The 24884-nt window shown below is 66.4% G+C and carries 25 protein-coding genes; 11 read left to right on the top strand and 14 right to left on the bottom strand.

Annotation, left to right across the window (positions count from 1 at the left end):
• Position 1: 1 nt before the first annotated feature.
• Both FHS94_RS01265 and sucC read right to left on the bottom strand, forming a co-directional pair.
• Positions 2 to 760, bottom strand: a complete 759-nt coding sequence (locus FHS94_RS01265) for an electron transfer flavoprotein subunit beta/FixA family protein (RefSeq protein ID WP_184053693.1) — start codon at positions 758 to 760, stop codon at positions 2 to 4.
• Positions 761 to 935: 175 nt separating this feature from the next.
• Positions 936 to 2135 carry an ADP-forming succinate--CoA ligase subunit beta gene (gene sucC, locus FHS94_RS01260; protein WP_184053690.1) on the bottom strand — a complete coding sequence of 400 codons (1200 nt, stop codon included), beginning with the start codon at positions 2133 to 2135 and terminating at the stop codon, positions 936 to 938.
• A gap of 139 nt (positions 2136 to 2274) precedes the next feature.
• Between sucC and FHS94_RS01255 the strand changes: the two genes are divergently transcribed.
• The gene (locus tag FHS94_RS01255) at positions 2275 to 2607 is read left to right on the top strand and encodes a PilZ domain-containing protein (RefSeq protein WP_184053687.1); all 333 of its coding nucleotides are present in this window, start codon (positions 2275 to 2277) and stop codon (positions 2605 to 2607) included.
• A 26-nt stretch (positions 2608 to 2633) separates the two neighbouring features.
• On the opposite strand, the gene FHS94_RS01250 is transcribed toward FHS94_RS01255, so the two are convergent.
• Entirely contained in the window at positions 2634 to 3569 is a 936-nt protein-coding gene (locus FHS94_RS01250) for a ribose-phosphate pyrophosphokinase (protein ID WP_184053683.1), read from the bottom strand.
• Positions 3570 to 3635: 66 nt separating this feature from the next.
• Here FHS94_RS01250 and FHS94_RS01245 point away from each other — a divergent pair, with 66 nt between their 5' ends.
• Positions 3636 to 4163: a YcxB family protein gene (locus tag FHS94_RS01245; RefSeq protein ID WP_184053680.1), complete on the top strand. Its 528-nt coding sequence runs from the start codon at positions 3636 to 3638 to the stop codon at positions 4161 to 4163.
• On the opposite strand, the gene metW is transcribed toward FHS94_RS01245, so the two are convergent.
• The 3 genes from metW to metX are packed head-to-tail and all read right to left on the bottom strand — an operon-like array spanning position 4160 to position 6299.
• The gene (gene metW, locus FHS94_RS01240; protein WP_184053677.1) at positions 4160 to 4753 is read right to left on the bottom strand and encodes a methionine biosynthesis protein MetW; all 594 of its coding nucleotides are present in this window, start codon (positions 4751 to 4753) and stop codon (positions 4160 to 4162) included. The two genes, FHS94_RS01245 and metW, sit on opposite strands and share 4 nt — an antisense overlap.
• A complete protein-coding gene (locus tag FHS94_RS01235) occupies positions 4750 to 5187 on the bottom strand; it encodes a GNAT family N-acetyltransferase (RefSeq protein ID WP_184053675.1) in 438 nt (145 codons plus the stop codon). The genes metW and FHS94_RS01235 overlap by 4 nt, the downstream gene beginning before the upstream one ends.
• The gene (metX, locus tag FHS94_RS01230) at positions 5184 to 6299 is read right to left on the bottom strand and encodes a homoserine O-acetyltransferase MetX (protein ID WP_184053672.1); all 1116 of its coding nucleotides are present in this window, start codon (positions 6297 to 6299) and stop codon (positions 5184 to 5186) included. The genes FHS94_RS01235 and metX overlap by 4 nt, the downstream gene beginning before the upstream one ends.
• Before the next feature lie 122 nt (positions 6300 to 6421).
• On the opposite strand from metX, the gene hisC reads away from it, so the two are divergent.
• Positions 6422 to 7522, top strand: coding sequence for a histidinol-phosphate transaminase (gene hisC, locus FHS94_RS01225; RefSeq protein ID WP_184053669.1), 1101 nt, complete (start codon positions 6422 to 6424; stop codon positions 7520 to 7522).
• A complete protein-coding gene (locus FHS94_RS01220) occupies positions 7522 to 8430 on the top strand; it encodes a prephenate/arogenate dehydrogenase family protein (RefSeq protein ID WP_184053666.1) in 909 nt (302 codons plus the stop codon). The genes hisC and FHS94_RS01220 overlap by 1 nt, the downstream gene beginning before the upstream one ends.
• Positions 8431 to 8434: 4 nt before the next feature.
• Here FHS94_RS01220 and FHS94_RS01215 read toward each other — a convergent pair whose 3' ends face one another.
• On the bottom strand, positions 8435 to 9907 hold the full coding sequence (locus FHS94_RS01215) for a peptidoglycan DD-metalloendopeptidase family protein (protein ID WP_184053663.1): 1473 nt from the start codon (positions 9905 to 9907) through the stop codon (positions 8435 to 8437).
• Positions 9908 to 10089: 182 nt separating this feature from the next.
• On the opposite strand from FHS94_RS01215, the gene FHS94_RS01210 reads away from it, so the two are divergent.
• From FHS94_RS01210 to FHS94_RS01185, 6 genes are all read left to right on the top strand, one after another.
• Complete coding sequence (locus tag FHS94_RS01210; protein WP_184053660.1) at positions 10090 to 12600, top strand: helicase-related protein; 2511 nt, start codon at positions 10090 to 10092, stop codon at positions 12598 to 12600.
• Positions 12593 to 12910, top strand: coding sequence for an RNA-binding S4 domain-containing protein (locus tag FHS94_RS01205; protein ID WP_184053657.1), 318 nt, complete (start codon positions 12593 to 12595; stop codon positions 12908 to 12910). Before FHS94_RS01210 ends, FHS94_RS01205 begins: the two co-directional genes overlap by 8 nt.
• 68 nt (positions 12911 to 12978) lie before the next feature.
• On the top strand, positions 12979 to 13320 hold the full coding sequence (fdxA, locus tag FHS94_RS01200) for a ferredoxin FdxA (RefSeq protein WP_184053654.1): 342 nt from the start codon (positions 12979 to 12981) through the stop codon (positions 13318 to 13320).
• A 220-nt stretch (positions 13321 to 13540) separates the two neighbouring features.
• Positions 13541 to 14074: a CarD family transcriptional regulator gene (locus FHS94_RS01195; protein ID WP_184053651.1), complete on the top strand. Its 534-nt coding sequence runs from the start codon at positions 13541 to 13543 to the stop codon at positions 14072 to 14074.
• A gap of 119 nt (positions 14075 to 14193) precedes the next feature.
• The gene (locus FHS94_RS01190; protein WP_184053648.1) at positions 14194 to 14934 is read left to right on the top strand and encodes a GIN domain-containing protein; all 741 of its coding nucleotides are present in this window, start codon (positions 14194 to 14196) and stop codon (positions 14932 to 14934) included.
• A 42-nt stretch (positions 14935 to 14976) separates the two neighbouring features.
• Positions 14977 to 15675, top strand: coding sequence for a GIN domain-containing protein (locus FHS94_RS01185; RefSeq protein WP_184053645.1), 699 nt, complete (start codon positions 14977 to 14979; stop codon positions 15673 to 15675).
• A 30-nt stretch (positions 15676 to 15705) separates the two neighbouring features.
• Here the strand turns inward: FHS94_RS01185 and gyrB are convergent, their stop codons facing one another.
• The 7 genes from gyrB to FHS94_RS01150 form a co-directional block, all read right to left on the bottom strand.
• Positions 15706 to 18201, bottom strand: a complete 2496-nt coding sequence (gyrB, locus tag FHS94_RS01180) for a DNA topoisomerase (ATP-hydrolyzing) subunit B (protein WP_184053642.1) — start codon at positions 18199 to 18201, stop codon at positions 15706 to 15708.
• 183 nt (positions 18202 to 18384) lie between these two features.
• Positions 18385 to 19134, bottom strand: coding sequence for a glycosyltransferase family 2 protein (locus FHS94_RS01175; RefSeq protein WP_184053639.1), 750 nt, complete (start codon positions 19132 to 19134; stop codon positions 18385 to 18387).
• Between the two features lie 130 nt (positions 19135 to 19264).
• Entirely contained in the window at positions 19265 to 19801 is a 537-nt protein-coding gene (locus FHS94_RS01170) for an OmpA family protein (RefSeq protein ID WP_246348274.1), read from the bottom strand.
• A 112-nt stretch (positions 19802 to 19913) separates the two neighbouring features.
• Complete coding sequence (gene recF / locus FHS94_RS01165; RefSeq protein WP_184053636.1) at positions 19914 to 20966, bottom strand: DNA replication/repair protein RecF; 1053 nt, start codon at positions 20964 to 20966, stop codon at positions 19914 to 19916.
• 66 nt (positions 20967 to 21032) lie between these two features.
• Positions 21033 to 21800: a Coq4 family protein gene (locus FHS94_RS01160; protein ID WP_184053633.1), complete on the bottom strand. Its 768-nt coding sequence runs from the start codon at positions 21798 to 21800 to the stop codon at positions 21033 to 21035.
• Positions 21801 to 21852: 52 nt separating this feature from the next.
• Positions 21853 to 23706 (bottom strand): hypothetical protein, encoded by a 1854-nt coding sequence (locus tag FHS94_RS01155; RefSeq protein WP_184053630.1) that lies wholly within the window; start codon positions 23704 to 23706, stop codon positions 21853 to 21855.
• Positions 23707 to 23790: 84 nt separating this feature from the next.
• Positions 23791 to 24411 (bottom strand): class I SAM-dependent methyltransferase, encoded by a 621-nt coding sequence (locus FHS94_RS01150; RefSeq protein WP_184053627.1) that lies wholly within the window; start codon positions 24409 to 24411, stop codon positions 23791 to 23793.
• Between the two features lie 118 nt (positions 24412 to 24529).
• Here FHS94_RS01150 and FHS94_RS01145 point away from each other — a divergent pair, with 118 nt between their 5' ends.
• Complete coding sequence (locus FHS94_RS01145; RefSeq protein WP_184053624.1) at positions 24530 to 24859, top strand: antibiotic biosynthesis monooxygenase family protein; 330 nt, start codon at positions 24530 to 24532, stop codon at positions 24857 to 24859.
• The last annotated feature ends 25 nt before the right edge of the window (positions 24860 to 24884 follow it).

Genomic DNA, 24884 nt, shown 5'->3' with positions numbered 1-24884 from the left:
CTTACTTGCGGATGCCGAGCACGGTGAGCTTGTTCACCAGCTCATCGACGTCGGCGACCTTGACGCCGGCCTGGCGCTTGCCCGGCTCGACCACCTTGAGCGTCTTGATGCGCGGCGTGACGTCCACGCCATAGTCGGCCGGAGTCTTGTTGCTGAGCGGCTTGCTCTTCGCCTTCATGATGTTGGGCAGCGACGCATAGCGCGGCTCGTTCAGGCGAAGGTCGGTCGTGACGATCGCCGGCAGCGTCAGCTTCTCGGTCTCGAGCCCGCCATCGACCTCACGGGTCACAGTCACCGAGTCGGGTGCGAGCTCGACCTTCGATGCAAACGTGCCCTGGCCCCAGCCCGTAAGGCCGGCGAGCATCTGCCCGGTCTGGTTATTGTCGTCATCGATCGCCTGCTTGCCCAGGATCACCAGGCTCGGGCCTTCCTCATCGGCTATCGCCTTGAGGATCTTGGCCACGGCGAGCGGTTCGACCTTCTCGTCCGTCTGGACCAGGATCGCGCGATCGGCACCCATAGCCAGGGCGGTGCGCAGCGTTTCCGTGCACTTCTGCTCCCCGACGGACACTGCGATGACCTCAGTGACTCCGCCGCCGTTCTTGCCCTCACGCAGACGGATCGCCTCCTCGACTGCGATTTCGTCGAACGGGTTCATGCTCATCTTGACGTTGGACAGGTCGACGCCCGACCCGTCCGCCTTCACCCGGGGCTTCACATTGTAATCAAGCACGCGCTTGACCGGTACCAGCACCTTCATGGCTTGCACTCTCTCCCGCGCCGTTTCCCAGGGCGCATCGGTTGCTCACTAGTCGCAGAATTGCCGTTTTCGCAAGTCCGGTATGGTGAGCAGCCTTGTTCACCACCCACAACGATCAAGGGGCCCGGACGTTGCCGCCCGAACCCCTTCATCAAAACCGATACGATGGAGAAGATCAGGCGACCTTCTTCACCTCGGCGACGATCTTCTGCGCGGCGTCGCCCAGGTCGTTGGCCGCGACGATCGGCAGGCCGGAGTTGGCCAGGATGTCCTTGCCCTGCTGGACGTTGGTCCCTTCCAGGCGCACGACCAGCGGCACCTGCAGGTTCACTTCTTTCGCCGCCGCGACGATGCCGTCGGCGATGATGTCGCAGCGCATGATGCCGCCAAAGATGTTGACCAGGATGCCCTTTACGTTCGGATCCTGAAGAATGATCTTGAACGCCGCCGTGACCTTTTCCTTGTTGGCGCCGCCGCCCACGTCGAGGAAGTTCGCCGGGAACATGCCGTTCAGCTTGATGATGTCCATCGTCGCCATGGCGAGGCCCGCGCCGTTGACCATGCAGCCAATGTCGCCATCGAGCTTGATATAGGCGAGGTCGTACTTCGACGCTTCGATCTCCGCGGGATCCTCCTCAGTCTCGTCACGCAGCTCGGCGATGTCCTTGTGGCGGAACATGGCGTTGCCGTCGAAGCCGACCTTGGCGTCGAGCACCATCAGCTTGCCGTCCTCTGTAACGGCGAGCGGATTGATTTCGATCTGCTCGGCGTCGGTGCCCAGGAACGCGGCATACAGCTTGGACGCGACGTTGGCTGCCTGCTTCGCCAGGTCACCCTTCAGCTCCAGCGCGGCTGCGACGGCGCGGCCGTGATGCGGCATGAAGCCGGTTGCGGTATCGATGTCGATCGAATGGATCTTCTCGGGCGTGTCGTGGGCCACCGTTTCGATGTCCATGCCACCTTCGGTGCTGGCGACCATCGACACACGACCCGTGGCGCGGTTGACGAGCAGCGCGAGGTAGAACTCCTTCGCGATGTCGACACCGTCAGTCACGTACAGTCGGTTGACCTGCTTGCCGGCCTCGCCCGTCTGCACGGTCACCAGCGTATTGCCGAGCATGTCGGTTGCGGCAGCGCGCACTTCGTCAGCGGTCTTAGCCAGGCGGACGCCGCCCTTTGCATCGGGGCCGAGCTCCTTGAACTTGCCCTTGCCGCGGCCGCCAGCGTGGATCTGCGCCTTTACGACATAGAGGGGCCCGGGCAGCTTGCCCGCTGCCTCGACCGCCTCGTCGACGCTCATGGCGGCGAAACCTGCGGGAACGGGGACGCCGAACTTGGCCAGCAGCTCCTTGGCCTGATATTCGTGAATGTTCATGGGGCTCTGGCCTTTCGTAAAAGGAATTTGGCGCCGCCTGTCGCACAGCCGCCGCCGCGAATCCAGCGCAGTTGCAGCATAGCCTGTCGGCGCGGGGCTTAGCCGAAAAGTAACCAACCGGGACGTAAGCCCTTCGGCCATGGACCGCCCGACCTTTTCTCCGCCGTTCACGCCGGTTTCTGACAGTGAACATCGCCGCGCTCTGCGACGGGCGATAAAGATGCGCGCCCACCTGCGCGATCGTGGCCAGACCCGGTTCGAGATCGACGTGGTGGACCTGTCAGCGTCCGGCTTCCGGGCCGAAACGAGCTTCACCCTGTGGCCGGGCACGGTGGTGTGGCTGACGCTGCCCGGCCTGTCGCCGCTGGAGGCGGTGGTCGCGTGGCGTGACAAGTTCAAATATGGCTGCGCGTTCGCGAAGCCATTGCATCCCGCGGTGTTCGACCACATCGTCGCGCTCGGCAACCGATAGGCGCAGCTCCGCCGGGCCAGCGCTCCCTAGTCGAACAGACTGCTGACCGACGTCTCGTCCGCGATTCGCTTGATCGCCTCACCCAGCAACGGCGCGATCGGCAAGTGCCTGATCCGCTTGCACGCGTCGATCACCTCGTGATTGCCCAGCGAATCGGTAATCACCAACTCCGTCAGCTCCGAACCCTCGACTCGCGCCACCGCGCCGCCCGAGAGCACGCCATGGGTGACATAGGCGACCACCTCTTCCGCGCCGGCTTCCTTTAGCGCAGCCGCCGCGTTGCAAAGCGTACCCGCCGAGTCGACGATGTCGTCGATCAGTACGCAAAACCGGCCCTCGACATCGCCGATGATGTTCATCACCTCCGACTCGCCCGGCCGCTCGCGCCGCTTGTCGACGATCGCCAGTGGCGCATTGTTGAGCCGCTTGGCGAGCACGCGCGCGCGCACCACGCCGCCCACGTCCGGTGACACCACCATGATGTTGCGCCCGGCAAAGCGCGCGCGGATGTCTGCGCTCATCACCGGTGCGGCATAAAGGTTGTCGGTGGGAATATCGAAGAACCCCTGGATCTGCCCGGCATGCAGGTCGACCGACAGCACGCGATTGGCACCGGCAACGGTGATCAGGTTCGCCACCAGCTTGGCCGAGATCGGGGTGCGGGGGCCGGGCTTTCGATCCTGGCGCGCATAGCCGAGATAGGGGATAACCGCCGTGATCCGCTTTGCCGACGCGCGCTTTAGCGCGTCGATCATGATCAGCAGCTCCATCAGATTATCGTTCGCGGGATAACCCGTGGACTGGATCACGAACACGTCTTCGCCGCGCACGTTCTCCTGGATCTCGACAAAGATTTCCTCGTCGGCAAAGCGGCGCACCAGCGCCTCCGTCAACGGCACTTCGCAATAATCGGCGATGGCGCGCGCAAGCGGCAGGTTGGAGTTGCCGGTCATCAATTTCATCGGGCACCCTCTCGCGCTAGTCGCGGGTGCTCTAGAGTGGTCGCCAGATGAGGGGAAGGGGAGCATATGGCGGGGCAGGCAAGCTGGAGACCGATGGCGGCCGACTTCGTCGCCGCGAACCGGACGAATCTGAGGCTAGCCCTTCGACGGCGCCGGTTCCTGCGCACATGGGTTCTGTTCACGATCTTCAGCGCTGGGGTGGGCGCAACGGTCGGTTGGTTTGGTGGAAGATTGTACCACGCGGTGGGCTTTTGCGCGGCTTACGCGGCGCTGGGTTTCACGATGCTGCCGCTCATCTATGCGCTCGCCTATGTTCTTGCACCCCGACGGGTAAAGCGGCTGGTCCACCAGCAACGTTCTGCGACGCTTGAGCAGACCTGGAGTTGGAGCGCGGATGAGGTCGTTCTCGAGAACGTCCAGGTTATAACGCGCATGCCATGGTCGGATCTGTTCGGTTGGCAGGACTCGGGCGGGATGGTCCTGCTCTATCTGAACGAACGCAGATTCTTCTTCCTGCCGGATCGGGCACAATCCGAGCAAGGCGCTGCTGATCTACGCGCCACCATCTTCAACACGGGCCTTCGACGCTACTAATCCGTCCGGCTGAGCAGGAACACCGCATGTTCGGCGAAGGCGTTGGCGCCTGCCGCCGTGGTCTGCCGCCCGCGCGACAGGAACCATGCTCCTTCCACCTTTACTCCGCGCTCGCGCACAAAGGCACGGAAGTCGTCCACGGTGACGTGGTGGATGTTGGGCGTGTCGTACCAGCGTTCAGGCAGCAGCTTCGTCACGGGCATCCGGCCGCCCCACAACAGGCTCAGCCGCACCCGCCAGTGCGCGAAGTTGGGGAAGCTGACGAACGCGCGCCGGCCGATCCGGAGCAGGTGATCGAGCACCACGTCCGGCGCCCGCGCGGTTTGCAGCGTCTGGCTGAGGATCGCATAATCGAAGCTCTCATCGGGATAGTCGGCGAGGTCGCGGTCGGCGTCGCCCTGCACGACCGACAGGCCGCGCGCGACGGCGGCGGCGACGTTGCCCGCATCTATTTCGAGTCCCCGGGCGTCGCACCTTTTTCCGTCGCGTAACGCCGCCATCAGCTCGCCATCGCCGCAGCCGATGTCGAGCACGCGCGCGCCGGCCGTGACATGGTCGGCGATGATGCCGAGGTCGGGCCGCAAGCTCATGGTGCGGCCTTCAACCGCGCCGCCGCATCGGGTGACAGGCGCTCCATGTAGCGCTCTGGCCGCAGCGGCGCGTGGAAGCCGAGAGCGGCATACACCCCATGCGCGTCGCCGGTGACCAGCGCAAAGCGGCGGATGCCGATATAGCGCGGGTTGTCGAGGAACCATTGCACCATGCGCCGGCCCAGCCCTTGGCCGCGCCGCTGTTCGGCGACCCACACGTCCGCCAGCCAGGCAAAGGTCGCATGATCGCTGATCATCCGGGCAAAGCCGACTTGTTCCGCGCCGTCATACACCCCGAGCGCGTGGCTTCCCGCGATCGCGCGCTCCACCGTCGCGCGGGCGATGCCGGGGGACCAGTAGCTCGATGAGAGCCAGCCATGGATGCGCGGCAATTGCAGCAGCGTCTTGTCGTCGGAAAAGATCAGGTCGCTCATGCCGCCGCTTTCAGGAATCCGTCCACCACCCGGTTGAGCTCGGGGCTGTCCAGCAGAAATGCATCATGGCCATAGGGAGAGGACAGCTCCACGAAGCTCGCTGCCGCGCCGGCCGCGTTCAGCGCGTGGACCACGCGACGCGACTCGGCTGTAGGGTACAGCCAGTCGGTATCGAAGCTGACCAGGCAGAACCGGGTCGCACTCCCCTTGAACGCGTTCGCCAACCGTCCGCCATGCTCCTCGGCCAGGTCGAAATAGTCCATCGCGCGGGTGATATAGAGGTAGGAGTTCGCGTCGAACCGGTCGACAAAGCTGATCCCCTGGTGGCGAAGATAGCTTTCGACCTGAAAATCGGCATCGAACCCGAAGCTTTTGGCATCTCGCCCCTGCAGCCGGCGCCCGAACTTCTCGGTCAGCCCCGCTTCGGACAGGTAAGTGATGTGTGCCGCCATGCGCGCGACGGCCAGCCCGGCGGCGGGCGGCTCATCATCATAATAGGCGCCGCCCTGCCACTTCGGGTCGGCCATGACCGCCTGTCGCCCGACTTCGTGAAAGGCGATATTCTGCGCCGTGTGGCGGGCGGTGGAGGCGATCACCACACATCGCGCGACTCGCTCGGGATAAGTCGCCGCCCAGGACAAGGCCTGCATGCCGCCCATCGATCCACCAACCACGGCCGCCAGTTTGCCAACGCCCAGGTGGTCCAGCAGCATCGCCTGCGCGCGCACCATGTCGCGAATGGTGATCACGGGAAAGCTCATCGCGAAGGGTTTGACGGTGAGCGGGTCCAGGCTGGCGGGACCTGATGACCCCATGCAGCTGCCGAGCACGTTCGCGCAGACGATGAAGTGTCGCGCGGGATCGATTGGGCGGCCCTCGCCCACCATGCGTGTCCACCAGCCCGGCTTGCCCGTGCGCGGGTGGACGGAGGCGACGTGCTGGTCCCCGGTCAGGGCGTGGCAGATGAGCACCGCGTTGCCGCCGTCGGGCGACAGGGTGCCATAGGTCTCATACGCGATCTCGACCGGCGACAAGCTGCCACCACCGTCGAGCCTAAGCGGCCCGGGCAATCTGGCGTGGCGTTGAAGCCCGAAACGCTGGTCGTGGCTCATGGCCGCGCGCTTAGGCGAGCGAGAGCCTGAGGCCAAGGGCGGCGCTCACGACCTAAGGGCAGCCCTGTCCCCCTCGGTCATCCGGCCTTTCGCATGGCCGGCTGCGCCGCTAAGCCCCCCGCATGACCGCACCTGCGCCAAAACCCTGGATCGCCGCCATCGCCCCGTATGTTCCGGGCCGCGCCACCACCGATGACGGCCGCAAGGTCGCCAAGCTTTCCTCCAACGAAAACCCGCTCGGCACCTCGCCCGCTGCGGTTGAGGCGTTCCAGAGCGCGGGCCATTCCCTGTCGCGCTATCCCGATGCAGGCGCTGCCATTGTGCGCGAAGCGATTGCCGCCAAATACGGGCTCGACCCGGCGCGCATCATCTACGGCACCGGGTCGGACGAAGTGCTTCACCTCGCGGCCGGTGCGTTCGCGGGGCAGGGGGACGAGATCATCTATGTCCGCTATGGCTTTGCGGTGTACGAGATCGCGGCGCGGCGGGTTGGCGCGACGCCGATCGTGGCGCCCGACACCGATTACGCGACCGATGTCGATGCGATCCTTGCCTGCGTGACCGAGCGCACCCGCGTCGTGTTCGTGGCTAATCCGAACAATCCCACCGGCACCTTTGTGCCGCGCGCGGAGATCGCACGTTTGCATCGCGGGCTTCCCGCCGATGTGCTGCTGGTGATCGATCAGGCTTATGCCGAGTATCTGGAGCCCGAGGACGACGACGCGGGCCTCAGCCTGGCGATGAACGAGCCAAACGTGCTCGTCACCCGCACCTTTTCCAAGATCCATGGCCTTGCCGCGGAGCGGATCGGCTGGGGCTATGCCTCTGCCCCGATCGTGAGCGCGATGCACAAAATCCGCATGCCCTTCAACATCACCATCGCCGGCCAGCAGGCGGCGGTGGCGGCGATCAACGACGACGCGTTCGTGGACGCGACGCGCGCTCACAACGCCAAGTGGCGCGCGTGGTTCGCCGACGAGATCGCCTCGCTTGGCAATGCGGGGCTGCGCGCGATCCCGAGCCAGGCGAACTTCGTGCTGGTGCTGTTCCAGGGCGCGTTGACCGGCGAGGCGGCGTACAAGGGGCTGATGGAGGCCGGCTATATAGTCCGCTGGCTGCCCGGGCAGGGGCTGCCCCACGCACTGCGCATCACGATCGGGACGGAGGCCGAGTGCCGCGGCGTCATCGCGGCGTTGCGCCAGTTGGTGGAGCGGGCGGGCTGATGTTGCCCTTCGCTCGTGTCACGCTGATCGGGCTGGGGCTGATCGGCTCCTCGCTCGCGCGGGCGGTGCGGGCGACGATGCCGACCGTGCGGCTGACCGGCTATGATGCCGATCCTGCCGTACGGGAGACGGCCGTGCGGATTGAACTGGTCGACGATGTCGCGGACAGCGCCGGAACGGCGGCCATCGACGCGGACCTGGTGATCCTGTGCGTTCCCGTCGGTGCGATCGGGCCGGCGGCGGCTGAGCTCGCCGACGATCTGCCCGCCGATGCGGTGGTCAGCGACGTGGGGAGTTGCAAGGCCGCGGTTGCTCGCGCGCTGGCGGAGGCGCTGCCCGGCCGCGCGATCGTCCCTGCCCACCCGGTCGCCGGCACCGAACAGTCGGGACCGGAGGCGGGCTTTGCGACGCTGTTCCATGGCCGCTGGTGCATTCTGACTCCCGAAGCAGGCACGGATGCCACCGCGGTCGAGCGGGTGGCCGAGTTCTGGCGACGGCTGGGGGCGACGCCGGAGGTGATGACGCCCGAGCATCACGATCGTGTGCTGGCCGTGACCAGTCACCTGCCGCACCTGATCGCGTATACGATCGTCGGCACCGCGTCGGACCTGGAAGAGGTCACGCGGGGCGAGGTCATCAAATACTCCGCCGGCGGCTTTCGCGACTTCACCCGTATCGCAGCGTCGGACCCCACCATGTGGCGCGACGTGTTCCTGACCAATCGCGAAGCGGTGCTGGAAATGCTGGGCCGCTTTTCAGAAGACCTGGCGAGCCTTCAGCGCGCGATCCGCTGGGGCAAGGGCGATGAGCTATTCGACCTGTTCACCCGCACCCGCGCCATCCGCCGGTCTATCGTTGAACAAGGGCAGGATGATCCGGCCGCCGACTTCGGCCGTAGCCACGAATAACGGCTTATCGGCCGGGTATCACTGCCAACAGGCGTGAAACCTGCGCCTTCAGCCCCGCCAGCTGACGTCCCGACAACCGCTGGATCTGGTCAAAGGAGATCGAGCGCGGGTTGATCGACACCCCGTTCTTCCAGATTTCCCAATGCAGGTGCGGACCGGTCGACAGGCCGGTGGACCCGACATAGCCGATCACCTGCCCGCGCGCGACGCGTTGGCCCGAACGGACCGCGATACGGCTCATATGGCCATAGCCGCTGACCAGATTGCCGCCATGGGTCAGCTTGACGAAGTTGCCGTATCCTCCGGCCCGGCCCGTGAAGCTGACGGATCCTTCAATCGCGGCATAGATCGGCGAGCCATAGGCGGCGCCGATGTCCAGCCCCTTGTGCAGCTTCACAAAGCCAAGGATCGGATGGGTACGCCAGCCGAAGTTGGAGGTGATGCGGCCCGCCACCGGCAACCCCATCTGGCCCTTGCGCTCGATCCGGCCGTCCGCGTCGAACCAGTCTTCGTCCCCGTCCACCGTCCAGCGGACAAGCTTTGTCTGCCGGCTGCCCCGATCAAGGCCAGCGAACAGGAGCTTGCCGGTGCGGGTTTCGCCCGTGGCGGCACGCTCCCGCTCGATCACCATGTCGAAGCTGTCGGCCGCATGCACATCGCTGCCGATGGACAAGCGGCTGGCCATCGCGCGGATATAGCTTTCCACCGCCTTGGCGGGCGCTCCCGCGGCGCGGGCGGAGCGGTACAGGCTGGATCCGACCAGCCCTTGGAGACGGAGCGGCGTGTGATCGATCGCGATCGGCCGCTCCGTCAGGTGCAGCGCTTCGCCCGCGCGGTTCAGCGTCAGCGCCATGTCAAAGCGCGCGCGCATGTCCAGCTTCTCCAGCGGCCGCGCATAAAGCTTGCTGGGACGCCGGCCGAGTGTCAGCGACACGGCCGTGCCAGGTGCGATGTCGCCAAGATCCGTGACCTGCGCGACCAGCGCGGCGGCATCGTCGGCGTCGCGCCGGCTCACGCCCGCGCGCTCCAGCATGCGCTCGAAACCGTCGCCCTCGCCCAAGGTCGCCGACAGATCGATACTGGGCCGCTCTGGCGCCTCGGCAAGCGGGCGGACCAGGTCACCCGCCGCCATCCGCCGGCCAGTGTCGCTGCCCAGGCCCAAGGGTGCGATCCCCTGTGCGCGCGCTTCATCCCATTCGCTGCCCGTGAGCGGTGCCGGCACTGCGCCGACGATGGGGCGGAAGCCGGGCGACAAGGCCCAGGTTGCCGCGCACAGGGCAGTGCAGGTGCAAAGCCCGCGCCACCAAGACAAACTGCCAATTTGGCTGCCGAGGTCAGGCACCCAATCGATCCGCTGGGCGGCAATGCGGATGCGTTCGATCGGGTGGAGGTCCGCTTCACGCACCAGGGCACGGCCGAACGCGCGTGCACTCGTGCCGCCGCCAAGCTCCAGCCCTTGATCGTTACGCAGAAACACCGGCGATCACCGTCCCGACAGCCCGCCGACCCCCCGGCGCTGGATGGCAATGGTTGTGGAGGCGACACACTAAAGTCAAATTAACCCCGAGGCTTGCCGCGCCTGGCTGCGACGGGACGTTGCGCGTGCGGGCCGGGCGGAAGGTGGTTGCGATCCGGCGATGGAGGCCCGATGTTGGCGTCATGAAACCCGCTGTGACCGCGGTCCTCGGGCCCACCAACACCGGCAAGACCCATCTCGCCGTTGAACGGATGTGCGGCCATTCGAGCGGCATTATCGGATTCCCCCTGCGGTTGCTCGCCCGTGAGGTGTATGACCGCGTCGTCGCGCTGAAGGGCGCCGACCAGGTGGCCTTGATCACCGGGGAGGAGCGGATCTGCCCGCCTACGGCGCGCTACTTCCTGTGTACGGCCGAAAGCATGCCGCAGCCGGGCGGCCGGCCGGGCGTGCGCGGAGGTGACGAGTTTGCCCGCGATGCCGCGTTCCTGGCGATCGACGAGGCCCAACTCGGCGCCAATCCAGAACGCGGGCACGTCTTCACCGACCGGCTGCTTCGCGCGCGCGGGCGGGAGGAGACCATGATCCTCGGCTCCGACGCGCTGCGGCCCATGGTGCGTGCGCTGGTGCCCGAGGCCGAGATCATCGAGCGGCCGCGCTTTTCCACCCTGACCTATGCCGGCGCCAAAAAGATCACCCGTCTGCCCAAACGCTCCGCCATCGTCGCGTTCAGCGCGGAGGAGGTTTATGCGGTCGCGGAAATGCTGCGACGGCTACGCGGCGGCGCTGCGGTGGTGATGGGTGCGCTGTCGCCCCGCACCCGCAACGCGCAGGTCGCGATGTTCCAGGCGGGCGAGGTCGACTACCTCGTCGCGACGGACGCGATCGGCATGGGGCTGAACATGGACGTCGCCCATGTCGCCTTTGCCTCGCTCCACAAGTTCGATGGCCGGCGCACCCGTCGGCTGACGGTTCCCGAGATGGCGCAGATCGCGGGCCGGGCCGGGCGACACCAGCGCGACGGCACCTTTGGCGCGGTCACGGAGGAAGGGCCGGGCGCCTTCACTCCCGAAGAAATCTTCGCGATCGAGGGGCATCGCTTCCCGCGGCTCGAGAACCTCTACTGGCGTGACGGCGAGCCCGACCTTTCGAGCGTCGATGCGCTGATCGCCAGCCTGGAACGCAAGCCGGAGCCGGGCGTGCTGCGCGCGGCACCCCAGGCGAGGGATCTGCAGGTGCTCAAGCGCATGGCGGACGAACCCTGGGTTCGCGACCGATCGCGCAGCCCCGCCGGCGTGGCGAGGTTGTGGGCGGCGTGCGGCCTGCCCGATTTCCGGAAGCTCGGCATCGACCCGCACACCCGCTTCGTCGAACGCCTGTTCCGTGATCTGACGCAGGGGAGTGGCCATGTTCCCCACCAATGGTTCGCGGACGAGATTGCGCGCCTCGACACGATCGCTGGTGATGTGGAAACCATCGCGGGGCGCATCGCTGCGATCCGGACCTACGCCTATATCGCCCATCGCGGCACCTGGCTCGCCGACCCCGCGCATTGGGCCGAGCGTACCCGCGCGATCGAAGAGCGCTTGTCGGATGGCCTGCACACCAGCTTGACCCAGCGCTTTGTCGACAAGCGCACCACCGCCCTGATCCGTCAGCTTGGCGCCGACGCGTCGCTTCTACCCGTCACGATCGGCCCGGAAGGAGAGGTGCTGGTCGAGGATCACGCGATCGGCACGCTCGATGGGTTCCAGTTCACGGTCGCGGCCGATGCGCGCGCCGGCGACAAGCGCTTGCTGCTCGCGGCGGCGGAGAAGCGGTTGGGCGGAGAGCGGTCGAAGCGTGCAGAGGCGCTGGTTTCGGCCCCGAACGATGCCTTTTCCATCCACGACGATGTAGTTGCCTGGGGCGGGCACCCGGTGGCCGCGCTCGCGCCTGGCGCGATGCTGGCCCGGCCACGAGTCGTTCTGGATCGCGCTCTTGATCCCTTGTCGAAGGCGCAGCGGGAGGCGGTACAGGCGCGCCTTTCCTCGTGGCTGGATGATCTGGTCGCGCGCCATCTGCCGATCCTGCCCGCCTTGGCGGCGGCGGCCCGCGATCCGGGCGCAACACCGGCGCTGCGGGTCGTTGCGGCGGCGTTGGAGGCAGCGGGCGGAATAACGCCCAGGATGCCGGTACGCCAAGCCGTGGAGGCGCTCCAGCCCGAGGAGCGGCGGCGCCTGCGCAAGATGGGTGTCACGATCGGCGCTCTCGACCTGTATGACGCGCGGCTGCTGAAGCCTGCGGCGGCGCGCTGGCGAGCGGCCCTGCTTCGCGTCCGCGGTGGATCGCCAGTCCTGCCGCGTGAAGGGGCGACCACGCTGCCCCGCGGTGCCGATGGCGCAACGTTGGCGACCGGCTTTCGACCGATTGGCGCGCAAGCGGTGCGGGTCGATCTGGTTGAGCGGATCGCGCGGGTTGCCCACGACGCGCGCCAGGGGCGCAAGCCGTTCGCCCCTGACCCTGCGCTCGCCACGTCCATGGGGCTGGAGCCGGGAACGCTGGCGCGGCTGATGGCGGAACTCGGGTTCCGTCCGGTGGCCGGGGATGAGCCACGCTGGGTCTGGAAGGGGCGCCCGCCCGCCCGGCGCGAGGAGCCGGCTCCCGATCCCAACAATGCTTTTGCGGCGCTTGCTGCGTGGGCGGCGAATGGCTGAAGCCACGATGCGACTCGACCGCTTCCTGTGGTTCGCACGGCTGGCGAAGACGCGCACCGTTGCCCAGGAACTTGCAGCGACCGGGCGGCTCCGCTGCGACGGTCGCCTGGTGGAGAAGGCCGCGGCTGCCATCCGGGTCGGCAACGTGTTGACCTTTGCCGCTCATGGCCGGGTCAGAACGGTACGGGTCGACGCGCTGCCGCCGCGGCGCGGTCCCGCGCCTGAGGCGCGTGCCTGCTACACCGACCTGACGGTCGGCACCGAGGCCCCGCAAGTTGCTAACGTCTCGCAGCAAGACCCAATTGATTGACGGATCGGCTCGCCACGTCCTAGCAGCGCATCGTTGAACAGCCGGCCACTGGCCTAGGGAACTCGTACATGACCTACGTCGTCACCGATGCCTGCATCCGCTGCAAGTACATGGACTGCGTCGAGGTCTGTCCCGTGGACTGTTTTTACGAGGGCGAGACGATGCTGGTCATCAATCCGTCCGAGTGCATCGACTGCGGCGTTTGCGAGCCTGAGTGCCCGGCTGAAGCCATCCTGCCGGATACGGAAAATGGTCTGGAGCAGTGGCTGGAGCTTAATGCCACCTTCTCCTCCCAGTGGCCCAACGTCACGCGCAAGGTCGATCAGACCCCCGCGGATGCCGACGAGCACAAAGGTGAAGAGGGCAAGTACGACAAGTACTTCACGCCGGAGGCAGGCGCCGGCGACTGATCGCCCGGCGATTTCACACCGCGGAAGTGACTGGCCCATTCCGGGCAGCGCTGCTGACACAACACGCTGGTAATTTTGTTGCGGCCATGCTAAATGGGTCCGCGACGGGCGTGATAATTTGTGCCGCCCGCTTGGAGTGTACGCAACCCCCTCTTTTCCGTTCGTATAAACCCGGTGTTCGCCGCGGTACATGGTCGGAAAACCCGGAAAGGCCCCCTGAATGGCTGCCAAGGCTTTGTCCTTCGACGTCGGCGACTATGTTGTCTATCCCAAGCACGGCGTGGGCCGTGTAATCGAACTGCAGAAGCAGGAGATCGCGGGAACCTCGCTTGAGCTCTACGTTCTGCGGTTCGAAAAGGAGCGCATGACGCTTCGCGTTCCGACCAATAAGGCTGAATCCGTCGGCATGCGCAAGCTGTCGTCGGACAAGACCATGCGCGAGGCGATGGAATGCCTGAAGGGCAAGCCGAAGGTCAAGCGCACCATGTGGTCGCGCCGCGCGCAGGAATATGAGGCGAAGATCAATTCGGGTGACCTCGTGTCAATCGCCGAAGTGGTCCGCGATCTGTTCCGTGCCGATGACCAGCCCGAGCAGAGCTATTCGGAACGTCAGATCTTCGAAGCGGCGTGTTCGCGCCTCGCCCGCGAGCTCGCGGCCATGGAGCAGATCGACGAGCCGGCAGCGCAGGTGAAGATCCTGGAAATCCTGCGTGCGGCTGCGGCGATCTACAACAAGGACAAGCCGGCCGCCTGATTGGCGTAACGGTCGAACAAGGAAGGGGCGGTGCCGGTCGGTGCCGCCCTTTTTTGTGCTTGTCGCCCATCGACGCACGGGTGTACTATGTGAACAGTACACCAATGGGAGTTGCGGTCGTGAAGCAGATTAGCCCTCTTCTCGCTATCGGCCTTTTTGCGGCAGTTGCACCGCTGGCCGCGTGTTCTGCCGAAGCTTCTGACGGGAACGGCACCGAAATCCCGGCCACCGGCTCGGGCGGGGAGCGACGGTTCGCCGCGCGCGATTTTCACATGGTTGGTCTGTCGTCGAGCGCGGACGTGACCGTATCGGTAGGACCCACCTTCTCGGTAGTAGCGACCGGCTCTCCCGCCATGCTGGACCGCCTGCGGGTTCGCCAGAACGGGCACAGCCTCGATCTCGGTACGAAGAAAGGCGCCTGGTCGGGAGGTGGGGAACGGGTGCACTTCGTCGTGACGCTGCCGCGGCTGACGGGTGCAGCGATCGGCGGCTCGGGCTCGATCACGGTGGACCGGGTTGCGGGCGACTCCTTTGAAGGCAATATCGGCGGATCGGGACGCCTGACCGTCAACAACATGCAGGTGCGTCGTGCCAGCTGGAACATTGGCGGATCGGGCGACATCACCGCGGCCGGCCGTGCTGGGAAAACCAGTGTCTCGATTGGCGGCTCGGGCAAGGTCCGCAACGCCGGCCTGCGGGCCGACACGGCGGAGGTCACGATCGCCGGTGCAGGCAATGTCGCCGCCAATGCAGCGCGCACAGCCGATGTCACCATTGTCGGGTCCGGCGATGTGGTCATCACCGGCGGCGCGAAGTGCCAGGTAACGAAGATGGGATCAGGGTCGGTTCGCTGCGCCTGAGCTGGGTTGCGCGGGGGTGAGCGGGATGCAAGGCTGGGCACCATGCCACGCCAGTTCGCGCTTCTTGCCCTCCTGCTCCCCGTCGTCGCGCCTGCGGCAGAGCGTGGCGTCTATCCTGGGACCTTTGACCGAATCCGCGTGCAGGGGCCTTATGAAGTGACCGTGTCGGTTGGCGCGTCCCCAACCGGAACCGTCACCGGCGAAAAGGCGGCAATCGACCGGATTGAGGTCAGGGTGGACGGTACCACCCTGGTCGTGCGGCCGGTGATCGGCAGTGCTGACCAGCGGGCGGTGCGATCTCGGGAACCAGTGCGAGTGGCGCTGACCACGCCCAACATCGTCTCGGCAAGCGTCGTTGGCGCGTCCCGCCTGAAGCTCGGGCGGATGCGGGGCGAACGGATTGATCTGTCGATCAGCGGCACGGGTGCTATCGAGGCGGCGCAGGTCGATACGCCACGGTTGATCGGGACCGTGATCGGCTCGGGATCGCTGACGCTGGCGGGAAAGGCCGACAATGCCCGACTGCTCAGCAACGGTACCGGCACGATCGACGCGGCCGCATTGGATACGGGCGAGCTGTTCGTACGGCTCGACGGCCCGGGAGAGATCCGGGCTCGCGCGCATTATCAGGCGCAGGTGAGCAACACTGGCGTCGGCCGGGTCAGCATCGCCGGCACAACCAAGTGCCGAGTCGTCGCAACGGCGGGCGGGCCGGTCGACTGTGGCTCCGACACACCCTGACCCGTCCGGCCAGGGCGCGCCGACGCCCGATCAGACGTCCAGGTTGGCGACGTTCAGCGCATTGTCCTGAATGAACTCGCGCCGCGGCTCGACCACTTCACCCATCAGTCGGCTGAACACCTCGTCCGCGGCCGACACGTCGTCGCTGGTCACGCGCAGCATGGAGCGGTTCGACGGGTCCAGCGTGGTTTCCCACAGCTGCTCCGCGTTCATCTCGCCCAAGCCCTTGTAGCGCTGGATGGCGAGACCCTTGCGACCCGCTGTCAGGATCGCGTCGAGCAGCTGCGACGGCCGCGCGACCAGGGTCTCACCACGCGCGAGCGTGGTCTGGACGGTGCCGATCGCGCCCTCTTCGGGCTCCGGTTCCGGCTCTTCCGTTGATGCAACACCGCGCATCGGCACGAGCTTGCCGGCGCGCGCGAAGCTGTCGGCCTGTTCGGCGGCCAGCGTATGCAGCTTCCGGGCTTCGGCCGACAGTAGGAAGGTCGACTCAACGATGTGGTGATCGGTGACGCCACGCGAGACGCGTTGGAAATGGATGCCACCCTCATCGGTCAGGCCCGCGGACCAGCGGCCCTTGGCGTCACCCGCATCCAGGCGACCCGTCACCTCGGCAATCCGCTCCTCGCGCCCGGCCCGATCAAGTAGCGGATCGAGCGCGCCAGCCAGTGCCAGCACCTCGATAATCTGCGGGTCGTAACGGCGTGGTACGTAGCGCATCAGCGTGCGCATGCGCCGGGCATGGTCGAGCAGGCTCTTGAGGTCGGCGCCAGATCGCGCGCCGCCGGGCGTTTCGAGCACCATCGCCCCGACACCCGCCTCCACGAGATAGTCGTCGAGCGCGCCGTCGTCCTTCAGATAGACTTCGGACCGCCCCTTGGTCGCCTTGTACAGCGGGGGCTGGGCGATGAAGAGGTGCCCACGCGTGATCAGCTCGGGCATCTGGCGATAGAAGAAGGTCAGCAGCAGCGTACGGATATGCGCGCCGTCGACGTCCGCGTCCGTCATGATGACGATCTTGTGGTAACGCAGCTTGTCCGCGTTAAAGTCGTCGCGTCCGATCCCGGTGCCCATCGCCTGGATCAGCGTGCCGATCTCCCGGCTGGAGATCATGCGGTCGAAGCGCGCGCGCTCTGTATTCAGGATCTTGCCGCGCAAGGGCAGGATGGCCTGGAAATGGCGATTGCGTCCCTGCTTGGCCGATCCGCCGGCGGAGTCACCTTCCACCAGGAACAGCTCCGACTTCGCGGGATCGCGCTCCTGACAGTCGGCGAGCTTGCCCGGCAGGGATGCGATGTCCATCGCGCCCTTGCGCCGCGTCAGCTCACGCGCCTTCTTGGCGGCCTCGCGCGCAGCGGCGGCGTCGATCACCTTGCCGATGATCGCGCGGGCGTTCTGCGGATGTTCCTCCAGCCACTCGGCAAGCTTGTCGGCGATCAGCGACTCAAGGGGCTGGCGTACCTCGGACGACACCAGCTTGTCCTTGGTCTGTGACGAGAACTTCGGGTCGGGCAGCTTCACCGACACGATGGCGGTCAGCCCCTCGCGCATGTCGTCACCGGTCAGCGTCACCTTTTCCTTCTTCAACATGCCCGACTTCTCGGCATAGTTGTTGAGGGTGCGGGTCAGCGCTGCACGGAATGCGGCGATGTGGGTGCCGCCATCGCGCTGGGGAATGTTGTTCGTGAAGGCGAGGACGTTCTCGTAGTAGGAATCATTCCACTCCAGCGCGACCTCCATGCCGGTTGCGTCTCGCTGGCCGGTGATCGCGATGGGCTCGGGAAACAACGGCGTTTTCGACCGGTCGAGCCACTTCACGAATGCGGCTATCCCGCCCTCGTAATAGAGCTCCACCGTCTTGGGCTCGTCATGGCGCGCGTCGGTCAGGAACAGGCGAACGCCCGAGTTCAGGAAAGCGAGCTCGCGATAACGGTGCTCCAGCTTGTCAAAGTCGAACTCGGTGATCTTGAACGTCGCCGGGCTGGGCAGGAAGGTGACACGAGTGCCCTTCTTGCCTTCCGCTTCGCCCACCACCTTCAATGGGGCAACGGCGTCGCCAAAGGCGAAGCGCATGTAGTGCTCCTGCCCGTCGCGCCAGATGGTAAGGTCCAGGAACTCGGACAGCGCGTTCACGACCGAAACGCCAACGCCGTGCAGGCCGCCCGATACCTTGTAGGCATTGTCGTCGCTGGTGTTCTCGAACTTACCGCCGGCGTGAAGCTGGGTCATGATGACCTCGGCCGCGGACACGCCCTCTTCGGGGTGGATGCCGGTCGGGATACCGCGACCATTGTCGGTCACGCTGACCGACCCATCCGGGTTCAGCTGTATGTCGATGCGGTCGCAATGCCCCGCCAGCGCTTCATCGATCGCGTTATCGCTGACCTCGAAGACCATGTGATGCAGGCCCGACCCGTCGTCGGTGTCGCCGATGTACATGCCCGGCCGCTTGCGCACTGCATCAAGGCCCTTGAGGACCTTGATCGAGGAAGCACCATATTCGTTGGTATTCGCGTCTTCTGCCATGGGCAGGATATAGGGATTGAGACGCTGTAACGAAAGCGAAATGGCCCGCTAAGCGCGGCTTTGCCGGGCGTTAAACGTAGAAAGAGGCAGGCTTTGGCGCGCTTTCTCCACATCACCCGCTCAATGCCGGCCGGCCGGGCCGAATAGTGAGGCTGAGCCCGCGCCGTAAATGACAGCCGGGCGTCAGGCGACGTCCGCAAACTCTCGCAGCCACGGATGGGACAGCACCCGCCGGGCATTGGCGGCGCCTACCGCGTCGTCATGGGTCAGGCGCCCGCCGGCTGCGGTGCGGTACAGCGCGACTGTTGCATCCACCCGGCCAAAGCGGGCACCGGCAGCGGCCGCGCGAGTGTAGAAGTCCCAGTCGTTGCAATTGTGGAAGCTGGGATCAAACCCGTTTACCGCAATCACGACATCGCGCCGGATCACCGACCAGCTCGGCCCGACCACCCCGCCGGAGGCCAGGCCGCGACGAATGCAATTCCCATCCCAACCACATTCGGGCGCCTGGGGCTCGCCACCCTGCTCGACCCGGGAAAACTGGCCGACGACCACGTCCAGCGCCGCAAGCGCAGGCGAGCCTAGCATCGCATGCGCTGCGCCGGGCAGCCACACGTCATCGCTGTCGAGAAAGGCGATCCAAGGCGCCTGCGCGATCGCAACGCCGGCGTTGCGTGCTGCTGACGCCCCGACGTTTCGCGGCAACAGCACGGCGCTAACCCGCGGGTCGGCAGCGGCGAGGGCGAGAACCGTGGCAGCGCTGGCATCGGAGGAGCCGTCGTCAACAACGATGACGCGGGTGGGTGGGTGACCCTGGGCGAGGACGCTCTCCACCGCATCGGCAACGACATGATCGCGATTGAAGCAGGGAATGACGACATCGTAAGCGGGAAGAGCTGTGCTGAAAACAATCGGCTCGGAACCAAGACACATGCCGTGCGCTTACGGCGCTGTCCGACCGCCGGCAAGGTTAACCTACGTCAGGCCGGGGCGGTCGTAAAAGGATGGTCCATTCGGGACCGTCCAGCCCCGGTCCGCTTCCACGAACCGGGGCTCTGGCGAATTAGAACTCTGCCGCGCGACGGCCGAGCAGCGTCACCTCGACACGCCGGTTCTGACGCATCCCCGCCGCAGTGGCGTTGCTCGCGACCGGATTGGCCTTGCCATGGCCGGCGACGCTGAACCGGGCGCGTACCACGCCCACGTCGTCAAACGCTGCGCGGACGGACGCCGCTCTCCGCTCCGACAGATCCTGGTTGTGCGTGTCCGAGCCACGGGCATCGGTGTAACCGTCGATGGCGACACGCACGCCGGGGTTGGCGCGAAGAAATCGTGCGAGTGGGCGCAGGCGGTTGATGGCGCCGGGGCGCAGCACGTCCGAGTCCGTCGCGAACAGCACGTCACCTTGCAGGATCAGGCGCGCTCCACGCGGTGTCTGGCGAAAGCCATAGCCCCGCATTGCCCGGCGGTCCCAGCCGGGCGCCTGATCCACGACGACCGTGCGCTCGACCACGACAGTACGGTCGTGGCGCTGGGCCTGAGCCGGTGCGGCAACCAGGGTAGAGGCGGTGAGGGCGGCTAAGACGATCGGCTTCAGCATCGGCAAACTCCTGTTTTTCCCGCCCCGGCGGCGGACGATGTGGCCCGCTACGCTTGAACCGATCCTGAGCCGCACTGACAGGCCCGGTTCAGCCGCCAGACGGTGCCGCCAGTCAGCCAGTGCCGCCGGGATGCACTGCCAGTCGCAAGGCATCGGCTGGCGCGCCATCGAACAGGGCGGGCTCAGTACCCGTCATCCACACCTGACCGCGCCCGTCGAGCCGTTCGAACAGCGCAAGCCGGCGCACCGGGTCGAGGTGCGCGGCGACCTCATCCAGCAACAGCACCGGCGCCCGTCCTGTCCGGTCCGCGACCAGGGCCGCATGGGCGAGGACGATGCCCAGAAGCAGCGCCTTTTGCTCGCCCGTGGAGCACAGGGCGGCCGGCTGGTCTTTGGCCACATGCGTGACGAGCAGGTCGGCACGGTGCGGCCCTGACAAGGTGCGCCCCGCCGCCGCATCGCGCGTCCGGCCGCGGGCAAGCTCGGCCGCCAGATCATCGGCCCTGCCCCCTTCCAGTGCCAGCCGCGCCCGAGCGAACGGGCCATCGGGTTCGACCGCCAGCCGTTCGGCCAGTAATGCCACCGTTTCCGCCCGCGCCGCGGCGATGGCAGCACCGTGCTCCGCCATGCGTGCCTCCAAAGCCGACAGCCAGGCCGGGTCGGGCCGTGGCTCGGCAAGCAGGCGGTTGCGGTCGCGCATCGCCGCCTCGTACCGGTTGGCGTGACGGGCGTGGGCCGGGAACAGCGCCAGGGTGAGCCGGTCAAGAAAGCGCCGCCGCTCGGCCGCTGGCTCCACGAACAAACGGTCCATTGCCGGGGTCAGCCACAATATGGTCAACCATTCCGCCAATGTGGTGGCGGCAACCGGTGCGCTTTGAACCCGGACCAATCGCCGCTCGGGCGCCCCCACCACGGTTCCGGTCGCCAGATCGACATCCTCCACCAGACTGGCGGCCACCCCGAATCCACCGGGGCCACCCTGCCGTGCCATGGCGGTGAGCGGTGCGCGACGGAGCCCACGGCCGGGGGCAAGCAGCGACACCGCCTCAAGGATGTTGGTCTTGCCCGCGCCATTCTCCCCGAACAGCACGACGAACCCGGCCCCCGGCTCAATGGTGAGCTGGGGATGGTTGCGAAAGTCGGTGAGAACCAGGCGCGACAGCATTGCGCCTGGCCTTAGAGCGGAATGGCCGCGACCTGAACCGTCGTTGCAACTGAACGACGGCTCCGATCAGGCGGCAGCGCGTACGGGCGCCTGCATGAAGGACGCAGCCGCGGGGCCTAGGTCCCGCTGCGCCTTCAGGTAGGCATGCGGGGTTTCGATGCGCAGACGGCGGCGGGCTTCATCCAGCGGCTCATGAAGAAGCTGCAGGTAATCCTCGCCCGATATCCAGCGCGCGCGGCGGCCGTGGCGATATCCCTCCCACACCGCCCGCGCGAACAGGCGCGATCCGGTTGCGCGAAGGCTCTTCAGGGCAGCGGCGGTGCCGATCAGCGCCCAGCCGAGCCCACCCACCTGAGCATAGGAGAAGGCGACGAGGCAGGCTTCGCCCATATGCTCATCGGCCTTGTAGCCGGTCAGCACGTGCCAGATATCGTGGCTGTCGCGAATACGACGACCCATCCAGACATAGGGGTGGCGCATATCGTAGTTGCTCGCCTGACGGCTGACATCGGCAAGCCCGTCGGCCGAATAGCCGGTGCTCGCCAGCCAGTCGCGATACGCGGCGCCCACTGTTCCGGGGGCAAAGGACGCCACAAAGTCGGGATTGCTCAACCGATCGGCCAATTCGGCCAGGCCCGCCGCGATCCGACCGCCTTCCTTGGTGGCGATCAGTCGCGCGTAATTGGTAGCCGCCGTGCCCGTGTTGAGCGCGTGCATGATGCGGAACACCTGTGCGGTGTCGTTGCCATCGGCGAGCAGCTTGCGAATCGCGTCCAGCGCCGTGCGCCAGTCACGCCGGCCAGTGGTACCGGGAAGGGGAGGGAGCTTGGCCATGGAAAACACTCCTTACTAACAAAGATGTAAGTATGTGTTTCGGGGCCTTTTGTCAAGGCTTTGGCGGTGGCCCGTGGGAGGGTGACGGCGCGGTCCGGCCCGCCAGCGCGAGGGCGGCGGGACGTTCGGGGCTGTCGTACGGCCCAGCCGCAACAGGCATGATGACCTGACGTGCGGGGGCAATCTGTCCCCGGCTGGCAAGTGCGGTGGCAAGCGCCAGTCGGCTCTGCGGGGCGTCGGGCACCTCGCCGACTGCCTTTTGCAGCCCGTCGATGGCGGTGACCGAGGGTGGCTGTCCGGCCGCGGCAAAGCTGTCGTAATAGGCGAAGAAAGGCTGCACCGCTTCGGTGTCGGCGCGATTGGCGGCCGCGATCGCACGCCGGGCTTCCGCTAGTCTGGCCGGGCGGTCGGCGGCCGGCGCGGCGCCCGCTTGCATCACCAGCGCGGTAGCACGCCAGGCGAGCGGCGCTGCGTCACCTGGCGCCAGCGCTGCGGCACGGTCGGCAGCGGCAAGGCAACGGTCGGCATTGTCGCTGCGGCATTCTGCCTCGGCCAGCAGCAGTTGTGCATCTGCCTCCCCGTCCCACCGCGCGGCATCGTCGCGCAGGCGCTCAAGCCAGCGGGTCCTCCGGCGCAGCGCGGACTCGCGCTCGCTCGTCATCCGGCGGGCCTGCTCGGGTGGCGTCGCTGCACCGGGGCTGGGGGGCACCGTGGTGCGTCCGCCGAGTTCCAGCCGTCCCTTGACGAATGCGGCCTGGCCCTGGGTCAGCCGGCGGACCACCGGTTCCTCGATCCGATCGGCGGGATAGGTCACGATTTCATATGGCTTCCGGGCGCCGAAATAGGCGCGCAGTTCCTTGGCGAGCGCCTTGGGATCGCCGAACGACTGCGCCGCACTGGCCGCATCGTCTCCCCTGGCGCGAGCCGCGAGGTACTGGCGCAACTGGGGACGGCGCGTATCGGAGAACAGCATGAAGTGGGTCAGCATCCAGGCGTGGATGGGCGTCCAACTGGTCTTGCGCGGGTTGGCGGTCAGGTATTTTTCGCTGAGCACGTCGGCGATGGGGTAGGAGCCGAAGCTGTTCAGCACAGCCGATGTGCCCCGCGGGCTGCGCCCATATTCCAGCACCGTGTCGCCCTTCACCACCAGCGACGCGAACACCTGTCCGAAGCCATCGAGGTACCAGCGCGGGTACGCGGCGGGAAAGTAGGTCTGGAGATAATGCTGCGCATAGCCCGCGTAGAGCAGGCTGTCGGCGGAAACGTCGATCGCACGCTCGCCGAATGTCGGAGCTAGGTCATGCTCGCTGCGCATGCCGCCGGTCGCGAACAGGCCGAGCAGCGAACTCGACAGCTCGGCTCGGGCCGCGGGATCGTTGGCGCCGAGGTTGGCCGCAATCGCGGGGTCGGACAGTGCGCTGAGGACCGAGATGGCGTTGGTGGTGGTGTGTTCGATCACGGTGCGCTGGTCGACGCGCGTGGTCGCCATCACCGCCCCGTCCTGACGCGGATCGTAATAACGGCTGAGCTGGAACAGCTCGTTGTACGGCCCCTGTTGCCAACGCCAGTTGCGCAGGTCCAGTGCCTCAAAGGTCGGCACGTCGCCGATCAGCGTCACTCGAAGCCGAATCGGATCGTCACCCGTGTCGGAACGACCAAGCAGGCCGGACAGCAGAAAATGCAGTCGCTCCAGGTTGCGTGTGACCCGGATGAGCTCTGACTGGCTGCCATCGCTGAGCACGACAAGGTGGCGCGTCTCGGCCTGCCGCCAACTGCTCATCTGCGTCCGCTTCGCGCCGCGGACGACCACGTCGGATCCGGCCTTGGGCGAAGGCGATTGTTGGGCCCAAGCGGGCACGGCCAACGTCGCCGCGAGTGCGACGACCAGCTTCAGGGCCTTTACCATCCTTGCCTCTCCTGCCCGTTATCGGGCGGAGCGGAGGTAATCACATTCGCCGGCGGCGTTCAATCGACCCAACGGGCTAGGTAGTCAGCCCTGCCACGCCCAATAAAGCTGGGCAGGGGGGACGTTCCACCATTCCATGTCGTGGTCGATGTTCGACCAATGCGGATCGAGGAAGTCCTTCACCTTGGGGCTGAACTGGTAGACCAGGAAGGCGCCGCCGGGACGCAGCGCCGCGCTCGTGGCCGTGGCGATCGCCGGGCCGACGCCGGGCGGCAGGGTGGAAAAGGGCAGGCCGGACAGGATGTAGTCGGCATGGGCGTGGCCATGATCGGCGATGATCTGGCCGACATCCGCCGCCGATCCGTGCACCGCGGCGAAGCGGGTGTCAGTGATCGTGTGGCGAAGGTAGCGGATGAAGTCGGGATTGGTGTCAATCGCGATCAGGGTGGCGTCGGGCGCCATCCGGTCAAGGATGGGACGGCAAAAGGTGCCGACGCCCGGACCATATTCGACGAACAGCTTGCAATTCGCCCAGTCGACCGGGCCCAGCATCTTGCGGATCAGCCGGTCGGAAGAGGGAATGATCGAGCCGACCATAACTGGATGTTTCAGGAATCCCTGAAAGAACATCTGCCATGGCGAGGGCACGCCTGAGGGGCGTGTACGGTCGCGGCGGCTGGGGGCAGCGGTGGTCGAAGGAGGCATCACGGTCCTGTCACAGTCGGTCGCGGGCGACACGAATTATCTCCCGTCGCACACAATCAGAATGGGTTTCAAGCGCCGGGGTTGCATCGGTGTTATCAAGCGGGCCTAAGTTGTCGCCATGAACACGGACCGGGTCGGGCAGATTGCGGTGATCTTTGTCTCGCGACGGACCGGCGCGGACGAAGAAGGCTACCGTGCCGCATCCGCCCGCATGGACGACCTGGCAGCACGCCAGCCTGGCTATTGCGGCATCGATGCGGTCCGTGGGTCGGACGGCGTCGGCATCACCGTCAGCTATTGGTCGGATGACGCCGCCGCGCGTGCATGGCGCGATCAGGCCGAGCACGCCGCCACGCGCGACCAAGGGCGCGAGCGCTGGTACGACTGGTACACCTTGACCGTCGCCACGGTCACCCGCGGCTACGCGTGGACCCGGAACTGGGCATGAGAACGCCTTCCCGTCGCGCCTGCCC

The sequence above is a fragment of the Sphingomonas aerophila genome (genome assembly GCF_014199305.1).
Lineage (GTDB): Bacteria > Pseudomonadota > Alphaproteobacteria > Sphingomonadales > Sphingomonadaceae > Sphingomonas > Sphingomonas aerophila.
The sequence above is the reverse complement of the archived record's forward strand: the minus strand, read 5'-3'. Positions and strand labels throughout refer to the sequence as shown.

Bases quoted from the DNA above. Each gene is read 5' to 3' on its own strand.
- FHS94_RS01210 (WP_184053660.1), top strand. From the start codon at position 10,090: ATGAAACCCGCTGTGACCGCGGTCCTCGGGCCCACCAACACCGGCAAG.
- FHS94_RS01245 (WP_184053680.1), top strand. From the start codon at position 3,636: ATGGCGGGGCAGGCAAGCTGGAGACCGATGGCGGCCGACTTCGTCGCC.
- FHS94_RS01220 (WP_184053666.1), top strand. From the start codon at position 7,522: ATGTTGCCCTTCGCTCGTGTCACGCTGATCGGGCTGGGGCTGATCGGC.
- sucC (WP_184053690.1), bottom strand. From the start codon at position 2,135: ATGAACATTCACGAATATCAGGCCAAGGAGCTGCTGGCCAAGTTCGGC.
- FHS94_RS01150 (WP_184053627.1), bottom strand. From the start codon at position 24,411: ATGCCTCCTTCGACCACCGCTGCCCCCAGCCGCCGCGACCGTACACGC.
- metX (WP_184053672.1), bottom strand. From the start codon at position 6,299: ATGAGCCACGACCAGCGTTTCGGGCTTCAACGCCACGCCAGATTGCCC.
- FHS94_RS01265 (WP_184053693.1), bottom strand. From the start codon at position 760: ATGAAGGTGCTGGTACCGGTCAAGCGCGTGCTTGATTACAATGTGAAG.
- FHS94_RS01175 (WP_184053639.1), bottom strand. From the start codon at position 19,134: ATGTGTCTTGGTTCCGAGCCGATTGTTTTCAGCACAGCTCTTCCCGCT.
- recF (WP_184053636.1), bottom strand. From the start codon at position 20,966: ATGCTGTCGCGCCTGGTTCTCACCGACTTTCGCAACCATCCCCAGCTC.
- FHS94_RS01160 (WP_184053633.1), bottom strand. From the start codon at position 21,800: ATGGCCAAGCTCCCTCCCCTTCCCGGTACCACTGGCCGGCGTGACTGG.
- FHS94_RS01145 (WP_184053624.1), top strand. From the start codon at position 24,530: ATGAACACGGACCGGGTCGGGCAGATTGCGGTGATCTTTGTCTCGCGA.
- FHS94_RS01185 (WP_184053645.1), top strand. From the start codon at position 14,977: ATGCCACGCCAGTTCGCGCTTCTTGCCCTCCTGCTCCCCGTCGTCGCG.
- FHS94_RS01170 (WP_246348274.1), bottom strand. From the start codon at position 19,801: ATGCTGAAGCCGATCGTCTTAGCCGCCCTCACCGCCTCTACCCTGGTT.
- FHS94_RS01235 (WP_184053675.1), bottom strand. From the start codon at position 5,187: ATGAGCGACCTGATCTTTTCCGACGACAAGACGCTGCTGCAATTGCCG.
- FHS94_RS01195 (WP_184053651.1), top strand. From the start codon at position 13,541: ATGGCTGCCAAGGCTTTGTCCTTCGACGTCGGCGACTATGTTGTCTAT.
- FHS94_RS01255 (WP_184053687.1), top strand. From the start codon at position 2,275: ATGGACCGCCCGACCTTTTCTCCGCCGTTCACGCCGGTTTCTGACAGT.
- hisC (WP_184053669.1), top strand. From the start codon at position 6,422: ATGACCGCACCTGCGCCAAAACCCTGGATCGCCGCCATCGCCCCGTAT.
- gyrB (WP_184053642.1), bottom strand. From the start codon at position 18,201: ATGGCAGAAGACGCGAATACCAACGAATATGGTGCTTCCTCGATCAAG.
- FHS94_RS01155 (WP_184053630.1), bottom strand. From the start codon at position 23,706: ATGGTAAAGGCCCTGAAGCTGGTCGTCGCACTCGCGGCGACGTTGGCC.
- fdxA (WP_184053654.1), top strand. From the start codon at position 12,979: ATGACCTACGTCGTCACCGATGCCTGCATCCGCTGCAAGTACATGGAC.
- metW (WP_184053677.1), bottom strand. From the start codon at position 4,753: ATGAGCTTGCGGCCCGACCTCGGCATCATCGCCGACCATGTCACGGCC.
- FHS94_RS01205 (WP_184053657.1), top strand. From the start codon at position 12,593: ATGGCTGAAGCCACGATGCGACTCGACCGCTTCCTGTGGTTCGCACGG.
- FHS94_RS01250 (WP_184053683.1), bottom strand. From the start codon at position 3,569: ATGAAATTGATGACCGGCAACTCCAACCTGCCGCTTGCGCGCGCCATC.